Origin of the sequence: Acidipila rosea (assembly GCF_004339725.1) — a bacterium.
In the GTDB taxonomy this organism is placed as follows: domain Bacteria; phylum Acidobacteriota; class Terriglobia; order Terriglobales; family Acidobacteriaceae; genus Acidipila; species Acidipila rosea.
The window spans coordinates 164,153-182,382 of record NZ_SMGK01000004.1 but is presented as its reverse complement, the minus strand read 5'-3'; the positions used below and the strand labels follow the sequence as shown (position 1 = coordinate 182,382).

At 55.9% G+C, this 18,230-nt stretch carries 8 protein-coding genes, 3 tRNA genes, 3 rRNA genes and 1 pseudogene; 2 read left to right on the top strand and 13 right to left on the bottom strand.

Annotation, left to right across the window (positions count from 1 at the left end; all coding sequences use genetic code 11):
• Nucleotides 1-7: 7 nt before the first annotated feature.
• The 3 genes from gcvH to C7378_RS12925 form a co-directional block, all read right to left on the bottom strand.
• Entirely contained in the window at nt 8-397 is a 390-nt protein-coding gene (gcvH, locus tag C7378_RS12935; RefSeq protein WP_131997406.1) for a glycine cleavage system protein GcvH, read from the bottom strand.
• A gap of 83 nt (nt 398-480) precedes the next feature.
• Entirely contained in the window at nt 481-1,626 is a 1,146-nt protein-coding gene (gene gcvT, locus C7378_RS12930) for a glycine cleavage system aminomethyltransferase GcvT (RefSeq protein WP_131997403.1), read from the bottom strand.
• 160 nt (nt 1,627-1,786) lie between these two features.
• Nucleotides 1,787-3,487, bottom strand: a complete 1,701-nt coding sequence (locus C7378_RS12925; protein WP_131997400.1) for an ArnT family glycosyltransferase — start codon at nt 3,485-3,487, stop codon at nt 1,787-1,789.
• Nucleotides 3,488-3,655: 168 nt separating this feature from the next.
• Between C7378_RS12925 and C7378_RS12920 the strand changes: the two genes are divergently transcribed.
• Nucleotides 3,656-5,839 (top strand): DUF5696 domain-containing protein, encoded by a 2,184-nt coding sequence (locus tag C7378_RS12920; protein ID WP_131997397.1) that lies wholly within the window; start codon nt 3,656-3,658, stop codon nt 5,837-5,839.
• A 28-nt stretch (nt 5,840-5,867) separates the two neighbouring features.
• On the opposite strand, the gene C7378_RS12915 is transcribed toward C7378_RS12920, so the two are convergent.
• The 10 genes from C7378_RS12915 to C7378_RS12870 form a co-directional block, all read right to left on the bottom strand.
• Nucleotides 5,868-6,947, bottom strand: coding sequence for an alpha/beta hydrolase fold domain-containing protein (locus C7378_RS12915; protein ID WP_131997394.1), 1,080 nt, complete (start codon nt 6,945-6,947; stop codon nt 5,868-5,870).
• Nucleotides 6,948-7,088: 141 nt separating this feature from the next.
• The gene (locus C7378_RS12910) at nt 7,089-9,179 is read right to left on the bottom strand and encodes a radical SAM protein (protein WP_131997391.1); all 2,091 of its coding nucleotides are present in this window, start codon (nt 9,177-9,179) and stop codon (nt 7,089-7,091) included.
• Between the two features lie 251 nt (nt 9,180-9,430).
• The gene (locus C7378_RS12905) at nt 9,431-10,297 is read right to left on the bottom strand and encodes a hypothetical protein (RefSeq protein WP_131997388.1); all 867 of its coding nucleotides are present in this window, start codon (nt 10,295-10,297) and stop codon (nt 9,431-9,433) included.
• A 99-nt stretch (nt 10,298-10,396) separates the two neighbouring features.
• A complete protein-coding gene (locus tag C7378_RS12900) occupies nt 10,397-11,074 on the bottom strand; it encodes a hypothetical protein (RefSeq protein ID WP_131997384.1) in 678 nt (225 codons plus the stop codon).
• A gap of 148 nt (nt 11,075-11,222) precedes the next feature.
• Nucleotides 11,223-11,339, bottom strand: a 5S ribosomal RNA gene (gene rrf / locus C7378_RS12895).
• 191 nt (nt 11,340-11,530) lie between these two features.
• Nucleotides 11,531-14,469 (bottom strand): 23S ribosomal RNA (locus tag C7378_RS12890).
• A 316-nt stretch (nt 14,470-14,785) separates the two neighbouring features.
• A tRNA-Ala gene (locus tag C7378_RS12885) sits at nt 14,786-14,861 on the bottom strand.
• Nucleotides 14,862-14,878: 17 nt separating this feature from the next.
• Nucleotides 14,879-14,955 (bottom strand) — tRNA-Ile (locus C7378_RS12880).
• Nucleotides 14,956-15,234: 279 nt separating this feature from the next.
• Nucleotides 15,235-16,734 (bottom strand): 16S ribosomal RNA (locus C7378_RS12875).
• The 16S, 23S and 5S rRNA genes sit together here with 2 tRNA genes alongside, the layout of an rRNA operon.
• A gap of 806 nt (nt 16,735-17,540) precedes the next feature.
• Nucleotides 17,541-17,617, bottom strand: a tRNA-Met gene (locus C7378_RS12870).
• A gap of 390 nt (nt 17,618-18,007) precedes the next feature.
• Here C7378_RS12870 and C7378_RS18220 point away from each other — a divergent pair.
• A pseudogene (locus C7378_RS18220) lies at nt 18,008-18,208 on the top strand (double zinc ribbon domain-containing protein); the annotation flags it as partial.
• Nucleotides 18,209-18,230: the final 22 nt, after the last annotated feature.

Here is an 18,230-nt window from a genome sequence, read left to right as displayed (position 1 = left end):
GTGATCCTCAGTGGCCGGTTTCTTCGGCAATAAACTTCTCGTAATCCTCGGCGGAGAGCAGTGCCTGCGCCTCGGCGGGGTCCTTCAACTCGACCTTCATGATCCAGGAGGCATGGGCGTCGGTGTTGATTTTTTCAGGAGCGGTGGCCAGCTCTTCGTTAACTTCAGTGACGGTGCCGGTGACCGGGGAATAGAGATCGGAGACGGCCTTGACGGACTCTACACTGCCGAAGACCTTTCCCTTTTCAACGGTTGCGCCGACCTTGGGGGCTTCGACGAATACGATGTCCCCGAGGGAGTTCTGGGCGTAATCGGTGATGCCGACCTTGCCGGTGGCGCCGTCGAGTTCAATCCATTCGTGTTCGCGGGTGTAGCGATAGGTGGCAGGGTATGTCATGGCTTAAAGGTCTCTCTCTCCATTGTAAAGTGTGCCGCGAGGCGAAAAGCGGTGGTTATCGTCCGGTGGAAAAAGCCACCCACTTATTGCGGGGACGGCTTGCGCGGGCGGCGGTAAAAGGGCGTGGGGACGACGCGCGCCTTGACCGGTGTGTTGCGGATTTCAACGGCCAGCTCGCGGTCAAGCACGGCAAACTCGCGGGGAACATAGGCGAGAGCGATGTTCTTCTTGAGAAATGGCGCGGGGGAGCCGCTGGTGACTTCGCCGATGGGGGTATTGTTCTCGTCGAGGACGCGGTAGCCGTCGCGGGCGATGCCGCGCTCGATCATTTCAAGGCCGATGAGCTTCTTCGCGGGGCCGCCTGCTGCCTGAATATGGGCGAGCGCCTCTGACCCGACGAACGGACCCTTTTCCATCTTGACGAAGCGGTCGAGGCCTGCCTCCCAGACGTTGATGGTGTCGGAGATTTCATGGCCGTAGAGGGACATGGCGGATTCGAGACGCAGGGTGTTGCGCGCGCCGAGGCCGCAGGGCAAGATGCCGAATTCCTTGCCCGCCTCGAGAACTTCATTCCAGACGCGGCGGCTGGTGGGCTCGTCGGAGGGGATATAGATTTCAAAGCCGTCTTCGCCGGTGTAGCCGGTGCGCGCGATCATGGTATTGGGCAGGCCGCAGACGGTTCCCCACTTGAACCAGTAGTTCTTAATGGTGGAGAGATCGACGTTGGTGAGCTTCTGCAGAGTCTCGGCGGCCCGTGGTCCCTGGATGGCGAGCTGGGTGTAGTAGTCGCTGTAATCGCTGGCGTGGCAGTGAAACTTCTGCACGTTGGTGCGAACCCAGTTGTAGTCCTTCTCGCGGGTGCCGGCGTTGATGACGATGAGGTAGTCGTTGTCAGAAAGCTTGTGAACGATGATGTCGTCGACGAAGGTGCCCTGAGGATAGAGCATGGCGGAATAATGCGCCTGGCCGACCTGGAGCTTCGAAGCATCATTCATGGAGATGTGCTGGACGGCGGCGAGGGATTCAGGGCCACGCAACTGGATATCGCCCATGTGGCTGACATCGAAGATGCCGACCGCGGTGCGCACCGCCATGTGTTCGGCGATGAGTCCGGAGTACTCCACGGGCATGTCCCAGCCACCGAAGTCGACCATTTTGGCGCCCATCTCACGATGAACGGCGTTGAGGGGCGTCTTACGGAGTGCGGATGCAGCAGCAGGAGTGGCCACGGGTGAGTCCTTATAGATGCGAAGTGGTTAACTTCTCACGGTAGCATCGGCGGTTGGAAGGGTCAATTTGAGGCGCGGAGCCCGGCACCAGGGGCCTAAGACTACGAAGCAGGCACAGCGGACGTGGAGCCGCTTCGGCTGCAGCGTTCGCAGTAGCTGGCTAACGGCAGTTTTGCTTTTGCTGCCGGAAGACTTCCTGACCGTACACGCCCTGGGCACGGAGGACGGGAGCCAGCGTGGTCGAGCTGAGCGTATTCGGGTCTGCGAAGTGGCCTTCCACGATCAGGAGCTGATCGCAGTGCAGCGACGAAAGCATGACCGGATTGAGGCTGGCTGACTGGGGAAGCTCCACTACGGTCATGCCGGCGTTGGCCAGTTCCACGTCAGGAGCGTCACCCAGGGTGAGCACGGCGGCGGGTCTCAAACGGCGGGCGGTGGTGTAGCTCTGCCAGAACTCATCATGGGTGGCGCTGAGCCTGCGCACCTCCTGTATATGTGCGGCGGTGTTGTAAAGGGTAACGGCTGCGATGGCGGCGACGACCGCATATTCAAGGATCGGAGACAGCTTGCGGCCTCTAACGGGAAGCGAGACCAGACGGAGAAGAGCGTAGCTCGCGTAGCAATAAAGAAGTGGAAGGATGGCGGTGAGATAGCGGGCGTAGCCTTTGTGCGAGGTTCCGATGACGAGGAAATAAAGGACGACGTAGATGAGTCCGAGCCCGTACTTGGGCCATTGCCGGAGGAGCAGCAGAAAACCTGCGAGCGCAAAGGCTCCCAGGATGAGCGCTTCGGACTGCAAGTACCACATCCAGTAGTTGTGCCACTGCTGGGCGCCGACGACGACGACGAGGTTCAGCTTTGCAAGAGATCCGAGATCGAGGATGAATCGCTTTGGAGTGATGACACTGTAAGGTGTGGTCACCAGCGCCATGACGAGGATGATCGCAAACGCCTTGTACAGGCGAGTGGGCGCGAGTGCGCGGTAGACCTGATCCACCCACAGAGACAACGCCGCGAGGGCGAGAAAGAGCAGGCCTGCAGCGCCCAGCTTGATGCGCAGAGAGTGAAAGAACGGCAGGTATTCCGCTGCGGGACGGCCGTTGGGATTGGTGCGAGTTTGAGCGATAAAGCTCAGAACCAGATGAGTGGGAAAGGCCGTGGCTGCCAACGCAAGAACGACGCCGGCGGTGCAAAGCAGCGCAACGAGCAACCGACGCGAGACGAAGGGGCCGCCCTCGGTTTCCTGCTGATGTTTCTGCTCTCGAAAGCGCAGGGCTGATTCCTGCGCAAGGTAGGCGACGAAGAGAAGGAATGCCGTGTATTTGCAACCGACAGCGAGGCCCAGCAGGACCATGCCTGTGGTCCATGACCTCTTATTGCCGTCAGTGAAGAAGCCGGTGAGGAAGTAAATGGAGGCCAGGGTGGAGGCGGCAAGGAAGACGTCAGTGCAAAGATAAGATCCGCTGAAGGAAATGAGTGGGCTGGTGACGATGGCGAAGGCTGCGATGAGCCCGGCCAGTCGCGAACGAAAGAAGCGGACACAGAACATGTAGGCGATCCAGCCCGTCACGCCAACAAAAGCCATATTCAGGATTCGTCCATGCAGCAAAACGTCAGAGAAGGACCAGGGCCGCGTCGCGAAATAGGTGAAGTAATAGTAAAAAGTGGGATACAGGAAGAAGTGAGGATTCAAACCTGAGGTGTGAAAGCGGGTGAGGATTTCGAGGCCGGTACGTTCATCGACGTTGGCTGCAACGGGAAGGTTGAAGGCCAGGTAGGAACGCCACAGGAGCAGGCTGGCCGCGATGCAACAGACGAGATATAGCAAGTCCAGGAAAGAAAGTTTCTTACTCAGATGCATGGTGGCCTCTTATCATCACTTGTCACGGGAATCTTCCCGGGCCAGTGATTGGTATTGTGAATCGAGCCTCTGCAAACCAGGTGAGCCACGCTACCACACATTTACGCTGCCAGCGAAAGTTAATTGTTGTGCCATTATCCTCGTTGTAAGTTGTATGGGAGTGTATCCATGAAACTGCGCACCGGCTGGACGGGGCTGTTCGTTTTCCCCTTGCTTGCGTTTCCCTTGATTGCGAATGCTAATCAGATCCACCTGCAGAAAGACGGGGTTTCACTCTCGTTTGACACAACCACTGCAGCTGCACAACTCACCGATGCAAAGACGGGCGAGACGTGGGCGCTGGGCTCCCCTGTTGCCGTGGAGCGGGGCGGGGTAAAAACAGCGCTGACGGTGGACCACTTTTCACGGAGTGGCCCTGACTCGTTCACCTTTCACGACAATGCGGCGAACCTCGACCTCTCTGTGCAGATCATTGCGCAGCCGCTACCGTCTGTGCAGTACCAGGTGACCAACTGGCCGACGAGTTCACCTGTGCAGGAGATAGACATTCTGCAGAATGCGCTCACCCTGACGGTATCGAGCGGGGGCTACTATGCGATTCCGAAGAGCCTGGGGATCATGGTGACGCCGAGTGGGGCGGCTCCGGTGGCGCGGCGCTATGACGCTTACCATGTCGGGAATGGCTACTCGATGGCGATGTTCGGCGCGGTGAAAGACGGCTCGGCGCTGCTGGTGAGCTGGGACACGCCGTATGCAGATATCCTTACGAACTACTCACCCGCACCTGCACCAATGCTGGAGGCGGGAGTGGCGCTACACCCCGGAGCCAAGCATCTGTGGTTAAGCCCGCTGGGCAAAGGCGGGTATGTCGAGATCGCGAAGGCGTATCGCCTGTTCGCGGAGCAGCGGGGACTCTACAAAACCGAAGCAGAAAAAGCGCTGGTTGCGGCGCATGAGCAGCAGTTCATCGGGGCTGCCGAGTTCAGACCGATTGCGTTTGTGCAGCAACACGCGAAGGATGGATCAGGCAATGTGCTGATTCACACGTACACGACCTTCAACGAAGTTGCCCAACTGGCTGAACACCTGAGAAACGATGTGGGGATCGACCGGGCCATGTTCATTCTGTCGGGGTGGACGCAGGCAGGGTATGACAATCAGCTGCCGACGATTTTGCCGGCGGCTGCGTCGGCGGGAGGAAATGCGGGGCTGGCCGACTGCTCGAAGCGGGTGAAGGCGGTGGGCTTTCTGTTTGGACTGCATGACAACTACCAGGACATGTACCACGACTCGCCGGACTGGAACCCCTACTACGTGATCAAGAATAAGGACGGCTCGCTGATGAAGGGGGGCGTGTGGGCAGGAGGGCAGGCTTACTTCATCTGCTCCCGGGTGAGTACGGACCTGATTGCACGGCCGCAGAATCTTCCTGGGGTGATCAAGCTCTTCAATCCTGATGTCTATTTTCTTGACACGGTCTTTGCCAGCCCGCCGCGCATCTGCTATGACCCTGCTCACCCAACAACCAAAGAACAGGACATGGAGTATCGCCAGAAGCTCTGCGATTATGTTCGCAATGACCACATGCTGATGGGCACGGAAGAAGGCAATGAGGTGGGAGTTGCGCATGCGGATTACTTCGAGGGGATGCTCTCCCAGAAGACGACGAGCCACAAGCCGGGCGCCGAAGTGGTGATACCGCTCTTCCCTCTTGTATATGCGGATGCGGTCACGCTGCTCTCGCACGGGTCGCAGAAGCTGATGCCGGAGAGTTCGCCGCAGTTCCTGGATTATCTGCTGTATGGGCAGATGCCACTCTACTTCACGCCGCAGCACGCTTACTGGGGGAGCGCGAAGCAGAACTATCACCCAGCACCGGGAACGCAGCCGGGACAGATGGTCTTTGCGCAGGGAGCGCTGGCGGATAATGCGTTCGATCTATTTGTAAAAAATACTTATAACGTCATCAGCCCGCTGGTGCGGCAGATCCACGGGAAACAGATGACCAATCACCAGTTCCTGACACCGGATCACTCAGTGGAGAGGACGCAGTTTTCCGACGGGACCACGATTACGGTGAACTATGGGAGCAATAACTACGTCTCTGCGGAGATGGAGCTGCCTCAATACGGTTTCGCGGTGGACTCGCCGGGCTTTCGTGCCATGTATGCCTACCGGCTGCACGATCTGAAGTTTCATCAGCCGAGCTTCCTGACTATTCACAGTGAGGATGGCAAGCCTATTGTCCAGTCGCAGCAGGTGCGATTCTTCAGAGCCTTCGGGGACGAGCAGATAGGCTGGCTCGGAAAGAAACTCGTCGTGAACACGGAACTGCTGACCTCAGCACACTAGAGAGGCGCGGCTGCTTCAACGACTGCGCTTACTCCGCTGGCGTTTGCCTGCCGAGGTGCTTGTTAAAGAAGTCGGCCATGATGTGATCGGCCTCTTTGGACTCGGGCAGATCGGGATCGTTCCAGAAGGCGTGCGGGAGCGCCTCAAAGACGACGAGATGGGCATCGTCTCCAGCGCGGAGAAAGGCCCGGTGAAGAATGGTGGTGCCGCTGAGAAGCATGTCGCGCCCGCTGGTGATGAAAAGTGTAGGCGGCATATTGCGAAGGTCAGCGTAGAGGGGCGACAGAACTGGGTCTTTCAAATCTGTGGAGCCTGCGTAGGCGCTGTGCTCAGGTGATTTTTCCGGTGGGTCGAGGTGGCCGGAGAGTCCGTTCAGCGCGTACATGGATTGGGAATCACCGCGCTGACTGAAGTCGCCCATGCCAGAGAAGATGCCCATCGCTCCAGGAAGCGGGAGGCCAAGCTGGTGGAGCCTGACGGCGACTTCTCCAGTGAGAATCGCTCCCGCAGATGTGCCGTAGAGTCCTATGTTGTTCGGCTTGTAGCTCTTCAGCAGCTCCTTATAGACAGCAACCGTATCGTCGACCGCTGCGGGGAATGGATGCTCTGGCGCAAGGCGATAAAGAACGGCCACGACCTTGGTCTGGGTGAGGTTGGCAATCGGGATTGTCTCAGTCAGCGAACCAGAGTCGGAATTGAAGCCGCCGCCGTGGACATTGATGAGGACTCGATCCTTCTTATCCGGGGGGATGGTAAGCGGAGTGATGATTTTTGCGGGAACACCGGCGATGGTTGCGTCCGATATATTCGCCGGGTAAAGCACCTTTGAACGCTCGCCTGCGCGTGCCTGCCAGGCATCCGTTTTGGAGCGGCGAATGGAAAGCGGCTCAGGAACAGCGGCATCAGAGGCTGGACGCGCCAGAGACTTTTGCGCCTCAGGACTGACGGTCGTGGGAACGGGAACAACGCGGGTGATGTGCGCGGTACCCTGAGCGTCGATCACGCTTGTGTCTGTCTGAGGGGCGGTTGAGCTGCTTTGTCCGAATGCAGGGGAAAACTGGCCAAGAAAGGCTGCACTGACTGCTGCTGCAAGAATGAAACTCCTCATGCGTTCGCACGCTCCCGCCAGCCAGTGTAGCGCGTCGCGCGATCTTTCGCTCCTGGAGCCGAGCTTGCTCGTCCGCCTCGCAGCCAAAAGCAAAAGCCCGGACGGCGCCGGGCTTTTGCTTTTTTATTGAGTGCGAAACAACTAGTCACCCATGACGGTTTCTTCATCCTTGACGACGGGCTTGGCCGGCGCAATGGAATCGAGGGAGACCAGACCCGGAGTAGGCTTCTCACCGAGAATCTGCTCGCGGTAGAGCTTGGCCATACGGGCGTTTTCAGCATCCTGCTTCAGCTTGGCATCGCGTGCACGAATCTTTTCTTCACGCGAGTTCTTGGCGATACCCGACTTCTCAAAGGTGTCATTGGCGGCTGAGTCCACGTGCTCCTGATTGAGAACCAGGGTGTGCTCGGCTCCGCCCATACCAACCTTCTTACCGCCGGCGAAGATCTCATGGCGGCCATGCTCGTCATACCACTTGGTGAGCGTGGCAGTCATGTGCATCTTTTCGATGATGTTCCGCCAGCCCACGCCGGTGTTGTAGGCGCAGAAGCTGATCTCACCCTCCTGGGTTGCGTAGGGGATGATGCACTGCTCGGTGCGGCGGAAGTCGTAGTTGAAGAGATCCTGGAACCACATGCCCGCGATGAAGAGGAAGTTCCAGCGATCGGCGCGACGCTTCTCGATGTCTTCCATGGTGCGATCCGCGGTGACCTTGCCGTAGTTGCGGCCGGTTGCGCCGAAGCACTTGTCGAACTTGGCGAGCAGGTCGACGATCTTGAAATGGGTCGGCGACTTGGTCGGATCGTAGTTGCGCAGAAGCGCGAGCGTGACGCCGAGGATCGAGAGGAACTTGCCGCGAGCGGCGTCATTGACCTTGGCAATGTCCTTGGCAAGACGATCGGCATTGACGAAAGCAGTGACGGGCACCGCCTCCTTCGTTTCCTTGTCGATCATGAGAGCCATGCCGATACCGCAGTTCGGATGGCAGCCACAGGAGAGCTGGCCCCACTCGTGATTGGGCCCGTGAACCAGATCGGCCCAGTCGGAGAAGGTGCTCATGAAGCTGATGGGGAACCAGTCACGGGTGGGCTCGCCAAGACCTGTCTGATTCTTGACGTCGTGTGCCATGTGGCTCAGGGTATAGCGCTGTGCCTCGCGGCGCTCATCCGTTACAGCTTCGTCGCGGCCGGTAAACGAAACCGGCTGGAAGCTGATGAAGTTGATGCGCTTCGGATTGTCGAGCGCGAACTGGATGATGCGGCCAACCTGCTCATTGTTGATGCCGTTGATGATGGTCGTGACAGGCACGATATCAACGCCGGCTTCGTGAAGGTTGTGAATGGCCTGGAGCTTGACATCGAACAGGTTGCCGACCTTGCGGTGCGAGTTCGCTGCGTTGCCGATGCCGTCAAACTGCAGATAGGCATAACGCAGACCTGCTTCTGCAGCGGCCTTGCAGAACTCTTTGCTCTTGGCAAATTCAATACCGTTGGTAGCAGCCTGGACCGAGTTGTAACCGACCTTGCGCGCATAAGCTACCGCGTCGAGGAAGTAGGGTGACAGAGTCGGCTCACCACCGGAGAACTGCACCGACATCTGACGGCGCGGCTTGATGGTGATCGCATTGTCGAGCATGGTCTTGATTTCGTCCCACGTGAGCTCGTGGACAAAGCCAACCTGGTTGGCATCCATGAAGCAGGGGTCGCACATCATGTTGCAACGGTTGGTGAGATCGATGGTCAGAACCGAGCCGCGACCGTGCGTAACAGTGGAAGTTCCGTGGTTGTGCAGCTTTTCATCGTTGTGGGCGCGGATATCGCGGCCCGGGAAAACTTCCTCCAGATGGCGGAAGAATTCGGTGTCAATGGACATGACATCTTCAAAATGGCCGTGCTTCGGACAGTCCTTGACCATGAGGATCTTGCCATCGCGCTCGATGATCTGCGCCTTGATTTCGCCGACCTTTTCATTGAGCAGAACTTCATGCGGCAGCTTGCCGTCGATGATCTGCTGGCGAATCTCTGGGACGCACTTGGGGCACAGAGAATCCGTGGTGCGGGGCCAGCCAAGGGGCGGCTTCTCTTTCTGATAGGACTTCAGCAGCGGCTTATCAGACCACTTGGGAGTAAACGATGCATTGGGACGGATACTGTTGAGCTTCTCGAAAACGACCCATGCGCCCTGTGCTGCAGCAGTGACGGCCTTTTCAGCGTATTTGACGGCTTTCGACATTCCTGGAATCTCCTAAGTAGATCGGCCCTATCTTTGCCTGAAAGATATGATTTTCTTCTGTTCTTTCAGATGCCAAAAGTTTCAGAAGGTAACAACGGCTGTTCCTTCAGGGGTACAACGTACACTACCCCAATACTGATCCACACTTAAGGATAGACATGCGCCCTCGAACTAGAAATCGAACGTGACCGAATGGTGACAATTGGCGACTGGACGGGACTGGGATGCGGTGAATGGTTGGACAATAATTACTACTCGGATGGGGCACCCCCCTCCTGAATGGTGATTTCATTCACGATTCTCTGCACAAAAACGACGCGGAAATTGATGTGGCTGGCGAGATCCGGAAGGAATTCGGTAATGAGATTGCCAATGGGATCGGTAGCGAGAGCGAGACCGATTCGTGTTCCGCTGGCGCTCCAGCCGTTCTCACGGTAAGGCACGTAGGCATCGCTGACGGCTTCTTCCGCGATAGAACCAACGATCGTTGCGTAATTGAACATAGGCGCACCGTGGTCGCCCTGGGTCCAGGCAATCTGCGTGATCGCATGGAAGAAGCGTCGGCGATACGAGGCATTCGGCATGCGGTGATAATGCGGATCCTGATGCATGAGGGAGGGAATAAGTGCGGTGCCGAAGAATTCACCCGTCGCATTCTGCGTAAAAGCGACGCCACTCAGCTTCCCCCAGCCTTCAAATCCCGGCCCGTATACGGAGTGAGGGTTGGAAGCCGCGGTGATCGCGGAGGTTCCGACGATGGTCAACAGGTTGAAGGGATCGATCGTGTCTCTGCCGGCAAGCTCGAACTTCTCACGAGCCGTAGGTGGGGCTGAGCGCTGGGACTGAAGAAAGGTCGCAAAGGGATGTAGATCCGACTGGCAGCACATCCTGGTTTCAGCGTCGGCCGATTGATAGGGCTGGCAATGAGGGGGCGCTGACGGTACGGTGGCCGTGCGCTGGTGCGGTGTGGCGGGAAAGGACATCTGCCCCCCGCCGTCGAAAGGAGTCATTGCGACGATTGTTTCGTGCATCTCCCATTGCGGCAAGGGAGCGTCAGGCAGCCCTTCCTGCGCATTTAATCGCAGTGGCGCGATGGCGATCATGGATAACCAAATCACGCCCCCGATCGAAAACCTGACTCGAATCGATTCGTCCCCCCAGGTACAGAATGATAACTAATACCATGCTTTGTAAAAGCAGCGCCGGACCTTCAGGAATTAGCGGGGCGTCTTAGGTTCGCCGATCACCGCGCCCGCCTTACGCTCATGGAATTTGTGTAGAACGTCAGGGATAAATTCCAGAAACAAGTTATTCCCGGCCGAGCCTAAAAGAGAAAGCGCGGTGCCCCGAAAGACCGTGCCGCCGTTCGTATCCTGATGGGGATAGTATGTCATCGTGAGCCCCATGGCGAGCAGGTGACCAGTTATGTTGGCGTAATTGATACCGGATCTTCCCGAATCCCGCTGCGAAACAAAAGCGCGGGAAGCGGCGTATAGGCCTCGGGCAGCATACCCGCCATAGGCCTTACGGAAGTATCGAGGATCTTCCCGGAGCAGGGCAGGCATCAGCCCGTCAGAAAGAAAGCGCATGCTGGCCTGGCGAAGGGCGGCTGCTCCCAGCCGCTCTCCGAAGCCGGCTTCGTCGCTCCCATAGTGGGGAGCGTTATCCCAGCCCTGGGAGGTGCCAGCTGACACGAAGAGAGGAATGAGGGATGCAGTGCGGAAATTCTCATGCAACTGGAAGATGAACTTGTCCCTGAAGTCGAGCCTTCGATAAGGAACTTCTGGCTCAACGACCTGAGACCAGACACGCTTTGAGGGCGGTACAGTTGTGGATGGGGCAGCCGGACTGCCCGGCAGCTGGGCCGCACCGGGCAGGGCGATATACAGAATCATCACTGACAGGGAAACTCTAAAGCGGCCAAGCAATCTACGCATCGCTTGTTTGGATGCATACAGGGCTTCTGTCTCGGAGAACGCTATCGTGGGAACTGAAGGCGGAAACAGAAAAGCCCACCGGATGGTGGGCTTTTCTTCATGATAATGCCGGCGATCACCTAATCTCCCACACACTTACGCGTGCAGTACCATCGGCCCAGCGAGGCTTAACTTCCGTGTTCGGGATGGGAACGGGTGGGACCCTCGCAGTATGGTCACCGGCAAACTTGGGAGGCGCTTGGCAGGATGTTCCCCGCAGCCAGGTTTGTCAACGAGCGGTTTCTCTCGGACATAAAACGGCAAACTGGCGCCACACAACCTAATCTTTCACAACGAAATCGATTGGGAATATTACTTTCTATTACGAGGCTTGTTGAATGTCCTTGGCAGCAATTGCTGCGCAGAATTAATTCTATGGACAAGCCGAACGGGCGATTAGTACTGGTAAGCTACACGCATTACTGCGCTTCCACCTCCAGCCTATCAACCAGGTGGTCTTCCTGGACCCTTCATTTCCCTTATGGGTTGGGAGATCTCATCTTAGAGCGTGCTTCCCGCTTATATGCATTCAGCGGTTATCACAACCGAACTTCGCTACCCAGCCGTGCCATTGGCATGACAACTGGAACACAAGAGGTTCGTCCATCCCGGTCCTCTCGTACTAAGGACAGCCCTCTTCAAATCTCCTACGCCCACAGCAGATAGGGACCGAACTGTCTCGCGACGTTCTGAACCCAGCTCACGTACCGCTTTAATAGGCGAACAGCCTAACCCTTGGAACCTTCTACAGCTCCAGGATGCGATGAGCCGACATCGAGGTGCCAAACCGAAGCGTCGATATGAACTCTTGGCTTCGATCAGCCTGTTATCCCCGGCGTACCTTTTATCCGTTGAGCGATGGCCCTTCCATACAGAACCACCGGATCACTAAGGCCTGCTTTCGCATCTGCTCGACTTGTAGGTCTCACAGTTAACCACACTTATGCCTTTGCACTCGACGGCTGATTTCCAAACAGCCTGAGTGTAGCTTCGCGCGCCTCCGTTACAATTTAGGAGGCGACCGCCCCAGTCAAACTACCCGCCTTACTATGTCCCTCTCCCGGATCACGGGAGGAGGTTAGAATCACAACACTCACAGGGTGGTATCTCACCGGTGGCTCCACCAAGCCCAAGAGCCTGGTATCAAAGCCTCCCACCTATCCTGCGCAGTAAGAGTCATAATTCATAGTAAAGGTGTAGTAAAGGTGCACGGGGTCTTTCCGTCTAGCTGCGGGTAACCGGCATCTTCACCGGTACTACAAGTTCGCCGAGCAACTCGTTAAGACAGTCGTACGATCGTTACTCCATTCGTGCAGGTCGGAACTTACCCGACAAGGAATTTCGCTACCTTAGGACCGTTATAGTTACGGCCGCCGTTCACCGGGGCTTCAGTTCAAAGCTTCGGGCTTGCGCCCTAACCTCTCCCTTTAACCTTCCGGCACCGGGCAGGAGTCAGCCCCTATACGTCGTTTTCGACTTAGCAGAGACCTGTGTTTTTGTTAAACAGTCGCCGTACGCGTTTCACTGCGGCCCACCAGAGGTGGGCGACCCTTCTCCCGAAGTTACGGGTCTAATTTGCCGAGTTCCTTAACAAGCTTTCACTCGAGCGCCTTTGGATATTCTCCTCGTCTACCTGTGTCGGTTTGTGGTACGGTTCCCAACGCCTCTCCTTAGAGGATTTTCTTGGCAGCGTGAACTCAGCAGCTTTCGGCCATTCGGCCTACTGTTTTACGTCTCACTGTTAAGCTCGCCCGGATTTGCCTGAGCGAACCAGCTTACACGTATCAAACCCTATAGCCATAGAGGGTCCTGCTTATCCTTCTGCGTCTCCCCATCGTCAAACGAAGGTTGGGAGGTCCGGAATATTAACCGGATGTCCATCAGCTACGCCTTTCGGCCTCACCTTAGGGACCGCCTAACCCTGAGCGGATTAACCTTCCTCAGGAAACCTTAGACTTTCGGCGTGAATGGTTCTCACATTCATTATCGCTACTTATGCCGGCAGGGTCTCTTCGCAACGCTCCACCAGTCTTCTCAGTCTGGCTTCATCGCTGTTGAGAATGCTCTCCTACCACGCACACCATAGGTGTGCATCCGCTGCTTCGGTATACAGTTTTAGCCCCGTTGTATTGTCGGCACCGGACCGCTTGACCAGTGAGCTATTACGCTTTCTTTAAAGGATGGCTGCTTCTAAGCCAACCTCCTGGCTGTCTGGGCGTTCCGACTTCCTTTCCCACTTAACTGTAATTTTGGGACCTTAGCAGGCGGTCTGGGCTGTTTCCCTCTCGACTGTGAAGCTTAGCCCCCACAGTCTGACTCCCGGGCTGGTTGTCACTGGCATTCGAAGTTTGGTTGGATTCAGTAAGCCGGAAAGCCCCCTAGTCCATCCAGTTCTCTACCACCAATGCAAATCACCCGAGGCTAGCCCTAAAGCTATTTCGGAGAGAACGAGCTATCACGGAATTTGATTAGCCTTTCACCCCTACCCTCAGCTCATCCGAGCTTTTTTCAACAAACACCGGTTCGGTCCTCCAGTGAGTGTTACCTCACCTTCAACCTGGCCAAGGGTAGATCATCCCGCTTCGCGTCTATTCCTGCCAACTAAAACGCCCTATTCAGACTCGCTTTCGCTTCGGCTCGCTTACGCTTAACCTTGCTGACAAGAATAACTAGCCGGCTCATTATGCAATAGGCACGCGGTCAGACATTCCCTTGCGGGCATAGTCCTCCCACTGCTTGTAGGCACACGGTTTCAGGTACTTTTCACTCCCCTAACAGGGGTGCTTTTCGCCTTTCCCTCACGGTACTGGTTCACTATCGGTCAGAAACGAGTATTTAGCCTTACGGGATGGTCCCCGTGGATTCAAGCAGGGTTTCACGTGCCCCGCCTTACTCAGGTATCTGCTTCGAGTCTGGATCGCTTTCGTCTACGCGTCTGTCACGCTCTATGGATCCCCCTTCCAGAGGATTCGACTAACGACCAGATTGGTAACTCTACTGTTGCAGACCCTACAACCCCCGATACACCTAGATGCAACGGGTTTGGGCTATTCCGAGTTCGCTCGCCACTACTATCGGAATCGAGGTTTCTTTCTTTTCCTTCAGGTACTGAGATGGTTCACTTCCCTGAGTTCGCTCATTCCTACCTATGTATTCAGTAGGATGTACTATGGTTTTGCCATAGTGGGTTTCCCCATTCGGAAATCTCCGGATCAACGCCTGTGTGCGGCTTCCCGAAGCTTATCGCAGCTTGCCACGTCCTTCATCGCCTGTTTCTGCCAAGGCATTCACCGTGCGCCCTTAGTAGCTTGACCATAGAATTAACTCCACGCAGGAGTTAACCTAATGTATTGCCGCCTCATGCAGTCTCGAAAGACTGCAAAGATTATTCTAAAGACACTCAACCAAACAACCTCCGACACTGTTCTCATCTCTGAGTCCAGGGCCGGGCATTGCTCAGCCTTGTAATATATTTACCCAATCGATTTCGTTGTCAAACATCCAGACATTGGCTTAGCCAATGTTCGCCGTCAGGCGAGTTGAACCTTGCAAGACTTTCGCCTTGCATTGCCCAAAGGTCGATATCTGCAGATTGCAGATGCCCACCTTCAGGCAATCTCATGTAGGAAGTGGTGGAGCTGACCGGGATCGAACCGGTGACCCCCTGCTTGCAAAGCAGGTGCTCTCCCAGCTGAGCTACAGCCCCATCGTGCTGCTGCAGTGTGGTGGGCCTGGGTAGATTCGAACTACCGACCTCACCCTTATCAGGGGTGCGCTCTAACCAACTGAGCTACAGGCCCGGCATCTCATTGCTGCCCAGAGTCATTATCTCACGCTGAGCCCGACTGCTCATCTTCAAACACTACGAGAAGTTTCGAGGACCAGGTTGAACATGCAGCGAGGCTACGCCTCGCATGACCATCGCGATTAATACTAAAGAAGCAGAGATGGCTTGATTCAGGCTCTCTTAACCAGGCCGAGGCCCGATTAAGAGGTACATGGAAACATTTCTTATACCCTACCGTTTCCGGTAGTCCGCAATCGCGGAAGTATAAAAAAGCCATGAAGTTCTCTCTTAGAAAGGAGGTGATCCAGCCGCAGGTTCTCCTACGGCTACCTTGTTACGACTTCACCCCAATCATGAATTACACCTTGGACGGCTGCCTCCTTGCGGTTGGCTCACCGGCTTCTAGTACAACCCACTTTCGTGATGTGACGGGCGGTGTGTACAAGGCCCGGGAACGTATTCACCGCGGCGTTCTGATCCGCGATTACTAGCGATTCCAGCTTCATACAGTCGAGTTGCAGACTGTAATCCGAACTGAGGCCGGCTTTTTCCGATTAGCTCCCCCTCACGGGTTTGCGACGGTTTGTACCGGCCATTGTAGCACGTGTGTAGCCCTGGACATAAAGGCCATGAGGACTTGACGTCATCCCCGCCTTCCTCCCCGTTATCCGAGGCGGTCTCACCAGAGTGCTCAACTAAATGGTAGCAACTGGTAATAAGGGTTGCGCTCGTTGCGGGACTTAACCCAACATCTCACGACACGAGCTGACGACAGCCATGCAGCACCTATATAGCGGCCTATTGCTAGGCGCCGATGTTTCCACCGGATTCCACTACATTTCGAGCCCAGGTAAGGTTCTTCGCGTTGCGTCGAATTAAACCACATGCTCCACCGCTTGTGCGGGCCCCCGTCAATTCCTTTGAGTTTCAGCCTTGCGACCGTACTCCCCAGGCGGATCGCTTAACGCGTTAGCTTCGGCACGGCGGGATTGGGTACCCGTCACACCAAGCGATCATCGTTTAGGGCTAGGACTACCAGGGTATCTAATCCTGTTTGCTCCCCTAGCTTTCGTGCATCAGCGTCAGTTATGGTCCAGTGAGCCGCTTTCGCCACAGGTGTTCCTTCCGATATCTACGCATTTCACCGCTACACCGGAAATTCCACTCACCTCTCCCATACTCAAGCCCGGCAGTTTCTCGTGCAGACTTCGAGTTGAGCCCGAAGATTTCACACAAGACTTACCAAACCGCCTACGCACCCTTTACGCCCAATAATTCCGAACAACGCTCGCCCCCCTCGTATTACCGCGGCTGCTGGCACGAAGTTAGCCGGGGCTTCTTCTTCCGGTACCGTCATTATCGTCCCGGTCGAAAGGAGTTTACGTCCCAAGAGACTTCATCCTCCACGCGGCGTTGCTGCGTCAGGGTTTCCCCCATTGCGCAAAATTCCCCACTGCTGCCTCCCGTAGGAGTCTGGACCGTGTTTCAGTTCCAGTGTGTCCGTGCGCCCTCTCAGGCCGGATATCGATCACAGTCTTGGTAGGCCATTACCCTACCAACTAACTAATCGACCGCGACCCCCTCCTTAAGCGAATTGCTCCTTTGACCCGTAGGTATTATGCGGTATTAGCCTCGGTTTCCCGAAGTTATCCCCCACTCAAGGGTAGGTTAGTCACGTGTTACTCACCCGTGCGCCACTGTACTCAGGACCGAAGTCCCTTTCTCGTTCGACTTGCATGTGTTAGGCACGCCGCCAGCGTTGATTCTGAGCCAGGATCAAACTCTCGTTTGAAACCTGTTGATGACCCTTATCGACGGAGGTCGAAAGGGTTCATCGACCTCGCAGCGCTCGAAAGGCTGCGAAGTTTAAAAATAGTGAGAATGATCAAACCAAACTTCTTTGATTTCTCACGACTGGCATGTTCAACCTGATTGTCAAAGATCCTTAACGGTGACCGCCTAAGCGGGCCGCTTTTGGATCGGGAACGCAGCATTGTTGCTGCGTGTCCTCGAACTTGTTGCACTGCATTCAGCCATCCGCTTTCGCGTTTCGACCGTTTTTAGCGCACTTCCCAACATTATCTGTTCCGCTTCATCTTGTCAACCCCTTTATTTCTTTTCTTTTTCAGGGCGTTGACCGCGAAGCGATTCGAACATGCTGACCGCCACCTTTAGTGGCTCACCAGATATTGGAGCGCGATGCAGTACCAAACTTTTAAAGATCAATCGGAACCGTAAAGCTCCGACGGCCATAAGGCCTGAAGAGGTCTAAACCTCTTATTAAGATCAATGAATTGTTCGCGCTGGAAGGACTTACCTTCTGGGGCCTTTGGGGGCCCGTCGAACATCTTTCTGCTTTAATCAGACTGACAATGCAGTCGGCGCAGAATTCACTGCTTCTTAGTTCTACTTCTTAACTCGTTGTGGCTTTAGCGTTTAGTGGCTGACTTATTGACTCAGCGTCACTGTCCCGCGTCCACAAGATGAATATTAGCAACCTCTGACCAACCTTGCAACTGTTGAAAACCGCGTCCAGCTGTTGAAAAGGTTGCCAGCGAATCAATCACTTCAAAAATTGCAAGTGTACTGCTGTTTCACTGGTGGCGGCGGACAGAATCGAACTGTCGACCTACGGGTTATGAGTCCGTCGCTCTAACCATCTGAGCTACGCCGCCTGTTTCACGATTCTACTATCGAAGGCGGAAAATGTGTTCGCCTGTGGACGTGGAAAATGCAACGATGGCAGGTTCTTCATAAGGCAGCTGGTGTTTCACTTCTACCCTGGGGGCGACTGCCTACAAGGCTGGGCTGCCGATGAATTGCGGAGAGGGGAAATGGGCGCGTCGCTCCTGACTTGCTGTCCATATCTCAAAGTGACATGTTCGCGTGGAGAATTTGCTCATCTTTGCGCCTTTAGGGGCCGAAATTAACTGGTCAGGGAGAAAGAGCTGCCGTATACTCGCTTCCAACGAGGGTTTCGCCCTCGTGGAGAGTGCGTCTTCCGCAGTCAGACTCATCCGCTGACGCTCGACGTTCCGCCATCTGAGACTTCAGCCTGGCGTGCTGTGGTACGCGTGCTTCGAAGTCAGGCAGACGCCTTCAGCTGTGTTCTCTTCCCATCGTTATGCCGTATCTGTCAGGACCCTCTCCTGCTGTTCTCCCGTGTCCCCATCTGCAGTTCCTGCTGGAAGCAACTACCCACACAAACTGAACCATTATGCAGACTATGCGGCGATGCGTTGCAGGGGATTCCGGACGACGCGCTTTGCCGTAATTGCACAATGGCGC

What these genes read in the sequence shown, in the direction of transcription:
- gcvH (WP_131997406.1), bottom strand. Translation starts at nt 397, where the DNA reads ATGACATACCCTGCCACCTATCGCTACACCCGCGAACACGAATGGATT.
- C7378_RS12915 (WP_131997394.1), bottom strand. Translation starts at nt 6,947, where the DNA reads ATGAGGAGTTTCATTCTTGCAGCAGCAGTCAGTGCAGCCTTTCTTGGC.
- C7378_RS12920 (WP_131997397.1), top strand. Translation starts at nt 3,656, where the DNA reads ATGAAACTGCGCACCGGCTGGACGGGGCTGTTCGTTTTCCCCTTGCTT.
- C7378_RS12925 (WP_131997400.1), bottom strand. Translation starts at nt 3,487, where the DNA reads ATGCATCTGAGTAAGAAACTTTCTTTCCTGGACTTGCTATATCTCGTC.
- C7378_RS12900 (WP_131997384.1), bottom strand. Translation starts at nt 11,074, where the DNA reads ATGATTCTGTATATCGCCCTGCCCGGTGCGGCCCAGCTGCCGGGCAGT.
- C7378_RS12910 (WP_131997391.1), bottom strand. Translation starts at nt 9,179, where the DNA reads ATGTCGAAAGCCGTCAAATACGCTGAAAAGGCCGTCACTGCTGCAGCA.